The sequence below is a fragment of the Trinickia soli genome, from assembly GCF_002879855.1.
In the GTDB taxonomy this organism is placed as follows: Bacteria; Pseudomonadota; Gammaproteobacteria; order Burkholderiales; family Burkholderiaceae; genus Trinickia; species Trinickia soli.
This window is the reverse complement of record NZ_PNYB01000008.1, coordinates 46,669-58,529: the sequence shown is the minus strand read 5'-3', so window position 1 is coordinate 58,529 and position 11,861 is coordinate 46,669. Positions and strand designations below refer to the sequence as shown.

The following is an 11,861-nucleotide window of genomic DNA, read 5'->3' as shown; positions in this document are numbered from 1 at the left end:
TTTCATGGCATGAATTGGCCGCCGTTCACTTCGATGATCTGCCCGGTGACATACCCGGACAGGGCAGGGGACGCCAGAAACAGGAACGCGCCGACGCATTCTTCCGGCAATCCCGCTCTGCCCATCGGCACGGTAGCGGTCTGCGCCGCCTGCACCTCCGGGGAGGTGTATTTCTCGTGGAACGGCGTTTGAATCAGTCCGGGCGCGACTGCATTGACGCGAATGCCGTCTTGAACGAATTCCTTCGCCTGACCTCGGTTCAAGCTGCTGACGAAGGCCTTGGTGGCGGCGTACAGCACCGCACCTGCGCCGCCGCCCGTGCGTGCGGCCACCGACGACGTGTTGATGATGTAGCCCCGTGCCGCTTTGAGAAAGGGGTGAGCGGCCACGGTGGCGTCCCACACGGCGCGGGCGTTGAGATTGACGACGCGATCGAAATGACCCTCGGGCATTTCCGTGGTGCGAATGCGTCCCAACATGCCGCCGGCGTTGTTGATCAGGCCGTCTAGCCCGTTGAGCATCGCTACCGCCTCCCTGACGACGCGCGCCGCGCTGCCCGGTTGAGCCAGATCCCCTTGGATGAGCTCGATCCGCTCCGGGTTTTCAGCACGCAGTGCCCGTGCAGCCGCTTCGCTCTCGTTGTAGTGCGCCACGACGTGAGCGCCCTGTGCGGCAAATGCACGAACGACTGCGGCGCCGATGCCTGTCGACGCGCCGGTCACGAGGACCTTGGTGCCGTTGATATCGCCGATTCGCACCTGCTCGAAATTGGACATGGATCTCTCTCTCCGAATCAGAAAAGGCCAACCCGTGGGCTGGCCGAATCGCGCGCTGCTTCCGCGTCGATCGGGTATCCATGATTGCACGAGCTAGAATGAGCGGTATTCAATGGCGAGATGAACGGAATTCATCATGGCAAAGACGGATCGGATCGACTTCGCGGACTTGAGATCATTCCTGACCATCGTCAGGTGCCGCAGCTTCACACTTGCTGCGATCGAACTTGGACTCACTGCGTCGGCGCTCAGCCATGCGATGCGACGCCTCGAAGATCGCCTCGGGGCGAAGCTCCTGAATCGGTCGAGCAGGGCGGTGTCCGCGACTGCGGTCGGCCAGGATCTCGCCGCGCGATTGGAAAATGGTTTCAATGAAATCGGCTCGGCGCTCGAAACGTTCGAAGCGCCGGGCGCGGCACGGCTCGGGGAGATTCGGCTGAACGTGTTCGCCGATGCGGCGCATCTGCTCATTGCTCCCGCGCTGCCCGAGTTCGTGCGGCAGTGCCCCGATGTGCGCCTGACAGTGGTCGTCGAGGACAGACCGATCGACATCGTGGCGCAAGGCTACGATGCGGGCGTTCGGTATGGGCACTATGTTCCCGAGGATATGGTGGCCGTGCCGCTGACCGGCCGCCAACGATGGGTGATGGCGGCGTCGGCTGCGTATCTCGAACGACACGGCATCCCGCGCGGACCCGATGAGCTCGCCGACCACAATTGCCTTCAACTGCTGCTCGGCGACAACTCGAGCTACCGCTGGGAAGTGCGCGACAAGGGGGCGCCGCGTCGCCTGCGCGTGCCTGGCTTGCTCACCATCAACGATACGTCGACCACGATCAGCGCATGCAAGGCCGGTCTCGGGATCGCGTACGTGCTCGAAGCGCGGATCGCCGACGAACTGGCACGGGGCGAATTGCAAATCGTGTTGGAAAAGAATGCGTATCCCGAGGATCCGTTCCATATCTACTACAGCAGTCGCCGGTACAAGCATCCCGCATTGCTGACGTTGATCGACATCATCCGCGAACAGCAGTCGCTTCCCAGGCTGGCGGGGCGCGGCCGCAGCCGCACTGCGCCGGCCCGTGCGCGGACGCGCTGACTGCCGTCGGGCGCGGTCGCGATCCAGCCGGCCGCCTGTCGGATTCTCGCCACGAACAGGCCGCCGCGGATCGCGCAAAACGTCAGGCCTTGAGTTTCTTCGCCCCAAGCAAATCGAGCAGCAGCCGTTCGTACGCCGGCTCGGTCGCTCCTGTGCGCATGCGTCGCATGAAGTACTTCTCGAATCCGATCTTCGCCAGGTGAACCCATTTCCCTTCGCTCGACCAATTCAGGTTGCGCGGTGGAATCTGCGGCAGCGCGATGAATGCCACGCCGCGGTCGCCGAAATCGGCCAGACATATCGCGTTCCAGGTCGCCCGTGTATCGGGTTCGCGCCCATCGAGCGCCGCTCGAACGTTTTCCGCCGTGGCGCTCACCATCGATTCGATCATGAACCCCGTCTTGGGCACACCCGTCGGCACGGGGGTGGCTTCCTGCGGCGCAATGGCGACGCAAACCCCGATAGCGTACACGTTGCGATAGGTCGGGTTGCGTTGGAATTCGTCGATGAGGATGAAGCCGCGGGGATTCGTCAGTTTGTCGATGCCGGCCACCGCGTCGATGCCCTTGAACGCGGGCAACATCATGCAGAAGCGAAACGGCAGTTCATGCTTGCGCCGCTCCTGGCCCAGGTCGTCGTGCTCGGTGACGAAGACGCGGTCCGCTTCCACGCGCGTCGTCTTGGCATTGCAGATCCACTTGATGTCGTGCTCGCGCATGGCCGATTCGAGCATGCCCTTGGAATCCCCGACGCCCCCGAGACCGAGGTGACCGACATAGGGTTCCGATGTCACGAACGTCATCGGCACACGGTCGCGAATCTTCCGGCGGCGCAAGTCGGCGTCCATGATCATCGCGTACTCATACGCCGGGCCGAAGCACGATGCCCCTTGTACCGCGCCCACGACGATCGGGCCGGGGTCGGTCACGAAGGCGTCCCACCGGCTTGCCGCCTGCTCCGCGTGATCGATGTGGCAGATGGATGCCGTATGGCCTTGCGGCCCCAGCCCTTCGATCTCGTCGAAGGCGAGCTTCGGACCGGTCGCGATGATCAGGTAGTCGTAGGCGATCGTTCTGCCGTCAGTCAATTCGATCTCGTTGCGCTCGGGGTGCACGCGCTGGGCACCCGTCGCATCGAAGCCGACATTCTTTTTCTCGAGGACCGGCCGCAACTCGACGCTGATATCCTCGCGCTGGCGCCAGCGTACGGCGACCCATGGGTTCGACGGGACGAAGTGGAAGTGCGTGTCGTCGGAAATCACCGTGACGCTGTCGCCGTCGCGTGCCGCCTTTCGCATCGCGAACGCCATCGATAAGCCGCCGAGGCCGGCGCCCAAAATTACGATATGAGCCATGTTGCCTCCTTCTCCGGTGCGCCGGATGGCGCTTGAATGTGTGGCACGCGACGCCCGCCGCGCCGCCGGGTCTTTCGCTGTCCGCTAATGCAGCAATGCGTTGATTTGCGCGAGTTGGTCTTCGTCGAGTTGGCCTGCCGCCGCGGCGAGTCGCAGACGGTTGAGGACGACTTGATAGCGCGCAACCGCCAGATCACGCCGCGTGCCGAACAGCGCCTGCTCGGCGTTGAGTACATCGACGGACGGACGGTCACCGGCTTGAAAACCGGTGCGGTTGGCATCGAGTTGCAGCTCGGCCGAGCGCAATGCCTGCGTGAGCGCCTTGACCTGTGTCTGCGCGCTCTGCATGCCGAGGAACGCCTGCCGCACTTCCCGCGCAACGGCAACGCGCGCGGCGTCTTCGTCCAGGCCCGCGCGGTTCAGCAAGGCGGCGCTTTCTTCCGCTTTCGCGCTGCGTAAGCCGCCTGTATAAAGCGGGATGGTGATCATGATTCCGACCACGGCGCTGTTGCTGCGCATCGAGCTGTTGCCACCGTAGCCGGCGCCGTTCATGCGATCGCCGATGTACGAGGCAAATGCGTCCACCGTCGTGCCTGCGCCGGGCCGATAGCGCGACGTTTCGGCGCGCGCGCTGTCGATGCCGAGGCGGCGCAGTTCGATGAGCGGATTGTCGGCCATGGCGCGCGACTGCCAGTCGGCGAAGTTGCCCGCGCTCAGCGATTCGACCTGATCCGAGTCGGCGAGGGGGCGTAAAGCGCCGTCAGAACCGTTGTCGGAACCGCCGGTCAGATCGCGCAACTCGGCGCGTTTCAGATCGAGCGTGGTTTGCGCAGCCAGCATTTGCGCTTGCGCGAGATCGGCGCGCGCATGCGCGTCCTTGACGTCGGTGATCGCTGCATCGCCCGTATCGAATCGGCCTTGTGCGATGTTGCCCGCTTCGCGCGCCGCATCGCGAATCGATTGCAGCGCCGCGACGTCGTCTTGCGCGGCCAGCACGGCGAAATACGCTTGCGCGACTTGCAGCAGCAGTGTTTGCCGCGCAAGCCGCAACGATGCATCGCCGGCATCGGCGGCGTCGTTCATCTGCCGCGCGTCTGCGTTCTTGCTTGCGCTATAGAGATTCTCTTTGATCGTGATGGCCCAACCCGCGCCGGTAGCCCCGGCCGCGCGCGTATCGAACGCGATGCCGTTGCTCGCGCCGAAGCCGCCGCCGGCGAAATGCGCGCCCGTGGTTTCCTGATCCGTCGTGCCGTAGCGCACGTTGCCAGTCGCGTAGACCTGCGGCAGGAAGCCGGCTCGACCTTGCTTGCGTTTGGTCGCATCGGCCAGGTTCTGCGCGAGCGCGGACGCATAGACCGGATCGTGCGCGAGCGCCGCCCGCGCAGCGCCGAGCAGATCCGTTTGCGCATGGGCGAGGGTGCTCGCCGCGACGAGCACGATCGCCCATGCCCGCTTGCCGTGGCTCATGATGGTCACCGTTTGGTGCTCGATTTCATCGCGTGCCTCAAGCGCCGCCGCGCACGCCGAGCTTGCGCATGAAGATTTCCATCGGACACCACTGCGTGATGCCGCTTTGCAGCAGGTTCGCGCCGACGAACGCCGTGATCCAGAGCAACCAACTGCTGAGGTAGATCGGGCTTGCCGGCGCACCGAGCGCAAGCGTGATCAGCACGAGAAGGCCCGCGAAGACCCGGGTGATTTGCCAGGAAGTCATGATTGCGCTCCTTGTGGATGGGGGACGGAGGGGGGCGAGCCGGAATAGCGTTTCCGGTACGCGGTGAAATAGAGCAGCGGGATCACCACGAGCGTGAGCAGAGTCGAAACGAGAATCCCGAAGATCAGCGACACGGCCAGACCGTTGAAGATCGGGTCGTCGAGGATGAACAGCGCACCGATCATGGCGGCGAGGGCCGTGAGCAGGATCGGTTGAGCGCGTGTCGCGGCGGAGTGGACGACGGCTGCACGAAACGGGACGCCCTCGGCGATTTGCAGATTGATGAAGTCGACCAGCAAAATCGAGTTGCGCACGATGATGCCGGCCAGCGCGATCATGCCGATCATCGAAGTCGCAGTGAATTGCGCGCCGAGCAGGGCGTGTCCCGGCATCACACCGATGATGGTGAGCGGGATCGGCGCCATGATGATGAGCGGCGTCAGATACGAGCCGAATTCGGCGACGACGAGCAGGTAGATCAGCATGAGCCCGACTGCGTACGCGATACCCATGTCGCGGAAGGTTTCGTAGGTGACTTGCCATTCGCCGTCCCATTTGAACGAGAACGCGCGATAAGGATCGTCGGGCTGACGGACGAACCATTCGCCGAGTTTGCCGCCGCCCGGCACGGCCAGCCTTGCGAGCCGGCTGCGCATCTCGAACATGCCGTAAAGGGGGCTGTCCACCTTGCCGGCCATATCGCCTACGACGTAGGTCACAGGCAGCAGATCCTTGTGATAGATCGGCTGCTCGACGCGGGTTTCGCGCTCGCGAACGAGTGCCGAGAGCGGCACGAGTTGGCCTTGGCTGCCACGCACGGCCAGGGCGAGCAACGCCGAGGCGTCGCTGCCGAGCGTGGCGGGCAGCACGAGGCGCACGGCGGCGGGATACTTGCTGCCGTCGCGAAGATAGGTGACGTCATTGCCCGTGAGCCCGGCCCGCAGTGTTTGCGCGACATCGCGTTGCGAGACGCCGAGCAGGCCGGCCCGGCGCCGATCGAGCTCGAAGTCGGTTTGTGGCGCGGCCGCGACCGTGCTGTCGTCGACGTCCACGACGCCCGCGGTCGAGGCGAACACGTTGCGCACTTCGTGCGCCACTGCATTGCGTTGTGCTTCGCCGGCGCCATACACCTCCGCCACGATCGGCGCCAGCACAGGGGGGCCGGGCGGCACTTCGACGACCTTCACGCGGGCGCCGTTGCGTGCGGCGATCTGTTCGAGCATCGGCCGTACCGCGGTCGCGATCGCATGGCTTTGCCGGCGGCGCTGCGATTGGTCGACGAGATTGACCTGGATGTCGCCGACGTTGGAGCCGGCGCGAAGATAGTACTGGCGCACGAGCCCATTGAAGTTGATCGGCGCGGACAGCCCGGCATAGGCTTGATATGTAGCCGTTTCCGGCACGGTGGCCAGGTACGCGCCCATTTCATGCAAGGTGCTCGACGTGCGTTCGAGCGGCGTGCCGGCCGGCATATCGACGACGACCTGAAACTCCGATTTGTTGTCGAACGGCAGCATCTTGAGCACGACCCACTGAACGGCCGGCAGCGCGAGCGAGAGCGCGATGGCGCCCGCCACGGCAAGCCATAACAGCATGCGATTGCGTGCGCCGCGTTTGTCGTCGAGAAATGGCGCGAACAGCCGGCCGAAGAAGGGCTCCATCTTCGCTCGCAGCTTGTCCCTTGGCCCTGGTTCGCTGCTGCTGCTGGTAGGAGCATGCGCGAGCCAGGTCCGCGACAACCAGGGTGTCACGATGAACGCAACCAACAGCGAGATGGCCATGCCCATGCTCGCGTTGATGGGGATAGGGCTCATGTACGGCCCCATCAATCCGGTGACGAACGCCATCGGCAGCAGTGCGGCGATCACGGTCAGCGTGGCGAGGATGGTGGGGCCGCCCACTTCGTCGACCGCGCGCGGAATGATCGCGGCGAGCGGCGTCTCGGGCGCGAGCAGATGGTGGCGATGAATGTTCTCGACGACGACGATAGCGTCGTCGACGAGAATGCCGATCGACAAGATGAGTGCGAACAACGAGACACGATTGAGCGTGAAGCCCCACGCCCAGGAGGCGAAGAGCGTCGCGGTCAGCGTGAGCACGACCGCCACGCCCACCACCAGCGCTTCGCGCCAGCCGAGCGCGAACAACACGAGCACGACTACCGAGGTTGTCGCGAAGGCGAGCTTCTCGATCAGCTTCATTGCCTTTGCGTTGGCCGTCACGCCATAGTCACGCGCGACTTCCACCTTGACGTCGGCTGGAATCACGGTGTTGCGCAAGATGTCGACGCGTTTCAAGACGTTCTTGGCCACTGTCACCGCGTTCTCGCCAGGCTTCTTCGTGACGGTGACGGAGATGGCCGGATACTCGGCCCCATGCGTACCGGCGAGGCCTTCCCATACATAGTGCGTGGCGGCGGGCGGCCCTTCCTCGACGTTGGCCACATCGGAGACGAACACGGGGTGGCCGTCGTGGACCGCCACGATGACGTCGCGCACGTCGCTCGCGTTGGCCAACACGGGGCCGCTTTCGACATGGATGCTGCGGTTTTCCCTGACGAGGTCGCCGACCGTGGCGCCAGCGTTGGCGCCGGCGAGCACGCGCTGCAGATCGTCCACGGTGACGCCGGCCGCACGCATGCGGTTCGGGTCGAGCAGCACGTTGACGGCGCGCTGCGGGCCGCCGATCGTCGTGACTTCCCGCGTGCCGGGTACGCGTTTGAGTTCCGCTTCGATCGAATGGCCGATGCGCTCGAGATCGTAAGCATTGCCGTCAGGGCGCGTGCGGTAGAGCGTGAGCACGACGATGGGCACATCGTCGATGCCTTTGGGTTTGACCAACGGCGGCAGCACGCCCAGATTTTTGGGCAGCCAGTCGGCGTTGGACTGCACGGTGTCGTAAAGGCGCACGAGCGCTTCGGTGCGTGGCACTCCGACCTTGAACTGCACGGTCAACACGGCCAGTCCGGGGCGCGAGACGGACATCACGTGCTCGATGCCGCTGATCTGCGATAGCACTTGTTCGGCGGGGCCGGCCACCATCCGTTCCACGTCGTGCGCGCTCGCGCCGGGGAACGCGACCAGCACGTTCGCCATCGTGACGTTGATTTGCGGTTCTTCTTCGCGGGGCGTCATCACCATGGCGAACAGGCCGAGCAGCAGGGCGACGAGCGCGATGAGCGGCGTAATCCGGTTCTGCAGGAAGAAGGCGGCGATGCGGCCGGATATGGCGAGCCTCGAAGTATCCATCGTCATGGCCTGGCCTCGTGCCTCATCGCTTATTCGTCGCCGCCAACGGGTCGAGCGCGATACGCTCCCCGGTGGATAGCCCGGCGAGGACTTCGACTCGATCGGCTCGCGTTTCACCCAGGCGCACCTGCCGCAGCGTCGCGCTGCCGTTGCTCGCGACGACATAGACGGCGGTGACCTCGGTGCGGCGGACGACGGCGGCAAGGGGCACCATCAGCCGCGGACGCGGGGCGCCCACGAGGAAATGGGCGCGCGCATACATGCCGGGGCGGGCGACAACGCCGGCCGAGGCCGGCAGCGAAAGCCGAACCTGGACCGAGGCGCTGAGTGAGTCCGCGACCGGTAGGATCGTGACCGACGTCGCGGTTTGCCAGTGCTGCGCGCCCGACACGTCGGGCAGCTCGATGCGCACGGGGAGGTCCGGGCGCAATGCGGCGGCGCGCGCTTGCGGCACCGTCGCCACGGCGCGCAGGGCGCCCGGGTCGAACAGGGTAATGAGCGGCATCCCCGGCATGGCCATCGACCCCAATTCGACGTCAACGCTGGCGATCGTGCCGGCGTAGGGCGCGGCGATGTTGTGCAACGTCGGTCCGACGGCGGCTGCGCCAGCATCGGCCAGCCTTGCCTGCGCCATCGAGGAAGCCGATTGATAGCGTGCTTTGGCGCGATCGAGCGCAGCCTGGCTGACGTATTGCTTGTCGAACAGGTATTGGGTGCGCTCCAATTCGCGTCGTGCGACATCGAGCTCCGCCCGTGCGGCCGCGGCCTGGGCGCGAACGGCCGCCAATTGCTGGTCGGCGGCGCGCTGATCGACCGCGAGCAGCCGCTGCCCTGCGTTCACACGGTCGCCCGCCTTGACGTAAAGGCCAGTGATACGGCCGGAGATCTGAGCGGCGATGCTGGTCTGTCGCGTCGACTCGATGGTCGCGTCCGCAACGATTTCGTCCGCGACGGGCGTGGGTTCGACGACGTATGTAGCGAGCTTTTCGGCGTGTGCGTCGGGCAGCGTCATGCCAGCCGCCGCCGCGAGGACCCACAGACCCAAGCACCGCTGCGCTGCTGCGCGTAGGGTCGACGCGTCACGGCTGCGCTGCGGGAACGAGACCGCATGGCTGGACGGCTTCGCTGGAGGAGTCTGCGGGATACCGCCTGCCTCGGGGGGAATATGCGCTGTATGTTGACGGGTCATGGTTCGGCAACGATTGTCGACGCAATGGCTGGCTTGCGGTCGATGCGCGCCGCGCGCGCGAACCGCCGCCTATTCCATCTTCGGCTTACGCGTCCCGTGACCTTTGATTGAGGTCAACAAGTCCTCGCGTCAAGGTTCGCCACGACACCGGAAAACAGTGTCGCGGCAACTTGAGCAGGAATCGGTGATGTGCAGGAGATGCCCGAGGCAATCTTCAGGGCAAGATATGTCGTTGAAGATACCGGCGTGCGCCGGCCCTCGCGGACGCCAGTCGGCGACCTGGGGTCAGTGGTAGGTCATCGTTGACGACCGCAGCTTCGTCAACTCGCCGCGAACCAGCCGAAACCAGCCTTGAGAGGTTTGCATCACAACGTCGTCGCCTTGCCAGAACACACGCTTGATCGACATGCGCCGGCCCGCGCGCTGCACAAGCGGCGGTCGAACGCGAAAATCGTAGAGCACGGGGCCGGCGTCGGTCTCGACGAGAGCACGCGTGACTGCGTTCGTCTTATCGTCGACCTCATCGAAATGCGTGAGCGTGCTGGCGTGGAAACGATCGAAAGTCGTGTTGTCGAGCGTCCCCACGAAATCGCGATCGGTTCGCACGAATTGCAGCGTGCCCGCGCGCGTGGGGAGTGGGCCGAGCGCGTCGCTTTGTGCGTGGACGCCAGTCGCGAACGACGCAGCGGCGAGCGCCGCGAGGAAAAATCGCTTCATGGAGCCCTCCCGTATCAGGCGGCAGCCGGTGCAACGGTAGCCCCAACGATCCGATGCCGTCGCAATGCATCGGCCACGAAGCCCGACGCTTTCATCTCTTCGACGAATTGGCCCAGCACGGTCGACGCGGCGTCGCCCCGGCTCTTGGGTGTCCCCATCGCCTGTCGGATGACCATGAACCGTTCATCGAGCAGACGCAGTCCGCTGGTTTTCCGCGCGTCGGCTTCGAGCTGCTGCTTGACGCCTGCCGCCACGTCCAGGCCTTGCTCGATGAACGTTTGCACGACCTCTGGCGACGTAGGCGCCCGCACGATTTGCGCGGCCTTCAGTTCGCGCGTGAGGAAGAGGTCATAAGCGCTGCCCTTGCCGACGGCGACGCTGATATGCGGTTGGTCGACGTCCTGATTCGTTTGGATCGGTGAGTCGTCACGGACGAGATAGAAGCCTTCGATCAATACGTACGGCGCCGTGAACGCGATCGTTTCGCCGCGCAGCGGATCGACGGCGAAGAAACCGAAATCGGCGCGGTCCTCGCTCAAGGCTTGCACCGACTTGCCGGCGGCATCGAAGACGACCAGTTCCAGTTCGACACCCAGCCACTTTGCGAACTCGCGTGCCAGGTCGATGGAGACGCCCGATGGCTCTCCCGTTTCAGGATGCTTGTTTGCAAGAATCGGATTGCCGAGGTTGATCGAGGCGCGCAGCTTGCCCGTCGGCGTAAACGCGGTGATGACTGATCGATCGATTTTCATAGGTCGTGAGGGTGAGACTGCGATCGCCTGGCAGTCTTCAGGTTCAAGAGTCGCTGTCGTTCGCGAGGGCCCGTTGAAATTATGCAGCAACGGGCAAAGGGGGCGATCAGCGAGAGGGCAGGACGCCCTCGTCGCTGCTCATACGCGGTGCTAGTCGGTGCCTTGTTTCAAGGCGCCGCTGATCCATCGCTCTTCCGACGCGAGGAGGTGGGCTCGCATGGCCGTCTGTGCGGCGATGGGGTCGCCCGCCTGCAGCGCCTTCAGCACGGCTTCGTGTTCTTGTACGGCCGCGGTCCACGTCTGCGCGCTTTCCGCGTGACCGCGCATGGCGGCGGCAATCGGATCGTGGCGGCTGTCGAACAACTGCGCGACATAACGACTGAGCACCGAGTTGCCCGCCGCTTCCGCAATCAGCATGTGAAACTGCCTATCGGCCTCGACCGGCGATTTTCCCGCCGCGGAAAGTCTGCGCATCCGGTCGATCGTGCGCCGCAGGCGATCGAGCATCGCTGCGCTCATGCGGGCTGTGGCGAGCGTCACGACGCTGCCTTCGACCACCGCGCGAGCCTGCATTAATTCCGACGGACTATCGCCGAGTGCGCCCACCGCGCTGCCGTCGCTCCCGGCGGCTTCGCACGCGTAGACCCCCGAACCCATGCGGATCTCGACCTGACCGCCTATCTCGAGCGCGATCAGCGCCTCGCGCAGCGAAGGTCTCGACACGCCCAGCTTCAACGCGAGTTCGCGCTCGGGCGGCAAGCGTTCCCCGGGCGGGAACTCGCCCTGGCGAATCAAGGCGAGGATCTGCGTGGCGACGGATTGGTAAAGCCGCTTTGGTTCGGTTGATTTCATGGTGCGATGACTGAGCGCTGCGCGAGGGGGCGTCGCCTTCGGCAAAAGTCTAGCATGGGCCGCTCGCCGGGCCGATCCGAAGCGCGTGTGCGCCGCATTCGGGTTTTCACTATTGGTAAGGTCAGTAAAGATAAATCACTATTGGTTTTACCAAATCAGC

10 protein-coding genes are annotated in these 11,861 nt (G+C 64.7%); 1 reads left to right on the top strand and 9 read right to left on the bottom strand.

Translation table 11 applies throughout. The features are described from left to right. Positions 1 to 2: 2 nt before the first annotated feature. Positions 3 to 776: an SDR family NAD(P)-dependent oxidoreductase gene (locus C0Z19_RS11215; protein ID WP_102609903.1), complete on the bottom strand. Its 774-nt coding sequence runs from the start codon at positions 774 to 776 to the stop codon at positions 3 to 5. Positions 777 to 912: 136 nt separating this feature from the next. Here C0Z19_RS11215 and C0Z19_RS11210 point away from each other — a divergent pair, with 136 nt between their 5' ends. Next, positions 913 to 1,875, top strand: a complete 963-nt coding sequence (locus C0Z19_RS11210) for a LysR family transcriptional regulator (RefSeq protein WP_102609902.1) — start codon at positions 913 to 915, stop codon at positions 1,873 to 1,875. Positions 1,876 to 1,957: 82 nt separating this feature from the next. Here the strand turns inward: C0Z19_RS11210 and C0Z19_RS11205 are convergent, their stop codons facing one another. The 8 genes from C0Z19_RS11205 to C0Z19_RS11170 form a co-directional block, all read right to left on the bottom strand. Beyond that, a complete protein-coding gene (locus C0Z19_RS11205) occupies positions 1,958 to 3,229 on the bottom strand; it encodes an NAD(P)/FAD-dependent oxidoreductase (protein WP_102609901.1) in 1,272 nt (423 codons plus the stop codon). An 84-nt stretch (positions 3,230 to 3,313) separates the two neighbouring features. Further along, the gene (locus C0Z19_RS11200; RefSeq protein WP_102609900.1) at positions 3,314 to 4,696 is read right to left on the bottom strand and encodes a TolC family outer membrane protein; all 1,383 of its coding nucleotides are present in this window, start codon (positions 4,694 to 4,696) and stop codon (positions 3,314 to 3,316) included. A 37-nt stretch (positions 4,697 to 4,733) separates the two neighbouring features. Next, positions 4,734 to 4,943, bottom strand: coding sequence for a YgaP family membrane protein (locus C0Z19_RS11195; RefSeq protein WP_102609899.1), 210 nt, complete (start codon positions 4,941 to 4,943; stop codon positions 4,734 to 4,736). Further along, the gene (locus C0Z19_RS11190) at positions 4,940 to 8,197 is read right to left on the bottom strand and encodes an efflux RND transporter permease subunit (protein WP_425330240.1); all 3,258 of its coding nucleotides are present in this window, start codon (positions 8,195 to 8,197) and stop codon (positions 4,940 to 4,942) included. Before C0Z19_RS11190 ends, C0Z19_RS11195 begins: the two co-directional genes overlap by 4 nt. A 16-nt stretch (positions 8,198 to 8,213) precedes the next feature. After that, positions 8,214 to 9,380 (bottom strand): efflux RND transporter periplasmic adaptor subunit, encoded by a 1,167-nt coding sequence (locus C0Z19_RS11185; protein WP_233196095.1) that lies wholly within the window; start codon positions 9,378 to 9,380, stop codon positions 8,214 to 8,216. 285 nt (positions 9,381 to 9,665) lie between these two features. Further along, positions 9,666 to 10,097, bottom strand: a complete 432-nt coding sequence (locus C0Z19_RS11180) for a hypothetical protein (RefSeq protein WP_102609897.1) — start codon at positions 10,095 to 10,097, stop codon at positions 9,666 to 9,668. Between the two features lie 14 nt (positions 10,098 to 10,111). Then, positions 10,112 to 10,849 (bottom strand): ABC transporter substrate-binding protein, encoded by a 738-nt coding sequence (locus C0Z19_RS11175; protein ID WP_102609896.1) that lies wholly within the window; start codon positions 10,847 to 10,849, stop codon positions 10,112 to 10,114. 150 nt (positions 10,850 to 10,999) lie between these two features. Beyond that, positions 11,000 to 11,701, bottom strand: coding sequence for a FadR/GntR family transcriptional regulator (locus C0Z19_RS11170; protein ID WP_102609895.1), 702 nt, complete (start codon positions 11,699 to 11,701; stop codon positions 11,000 to 11,002). Positions 11,702 to 11,861: the final 160 nt, after the last annotated feature.

Excerpts from the sequence above, each read along its gene's own strand:
- C0Z19_RS11170 (WP_102609895.1), bottom strand. The coding sequence starts at position 11,701 with ATGAAATCAACCGAACCAAAGCGGCTTTACCAATCCGTCGCCACGCAG.
- C0Z19_RS11195 (WP_102609899.1), bottom strand. The coding sequence starts at position 4,943 with ATGACTTCCTGGCAAATCACCCGGGTCTTCGCGGGCCTTCTCGTGCTG.
- C0Z19_RS11215 (WP_102609903.1), bottom strand. The coding sequence starts at position 776 with ATGTCCAATTTCGAGCAGGTGCGAATCGGCGATATCAACGGCACCAAG.
- C0Z19_RS11180 (WP_102609897.1), bottom strand. The coding sequence starts at position 10,097 with ATGAAGCGATTTTTCCTCGCGGCGCTCGCCGCTGCGTCGTTCGCGACT.
- C0Z19_RS11185 (WP_233196095.1), bottom strand. The coding sequence starts at position 9,380 with ATGACCCGTCAACATACAGCGCATATTCCCCCCGAGGCAGGCGGTATC.
- C0Z19_RS11205 (WP_102609901.1), bottom strand. The coding sequence starts at position 3,229 with ATGGCTCATATCGTAATTTTGGGCGCCGGCCTCGGCGGCTTATCGATG.
- C0Z19_RS11210 (WP_102609902.1), top strand. The coding sequence starts at position 913 with ATGGCAAAGACGGATCGGATCGACTTCGCGGACTTGAGATCATTCCTG.
- C0Z19_RS11200 (WP_102609900.1), bottom strand. The coding sequence starts at position 4,696 with ATGAGCCACGGCAAGCGGGCATGGGCGATCGTGCTCGTCGCGGCGAGC.
- C0Z19_RS11190 (WP_425330240.1), bottom strand. The coding sequence starts at position 8,197 with ATGACGATGGATACTTCGAGGCTCGCCATATCCGGCCGCATCGCCGCC.
- C0Z19_RS11175 (WP_102609896.1), bottom strand. The coding sequence starts at position 10,849 with ATGAAAATCGATCGATCAGTCATCACCGCGTTTACGCCGACGGGCAAG.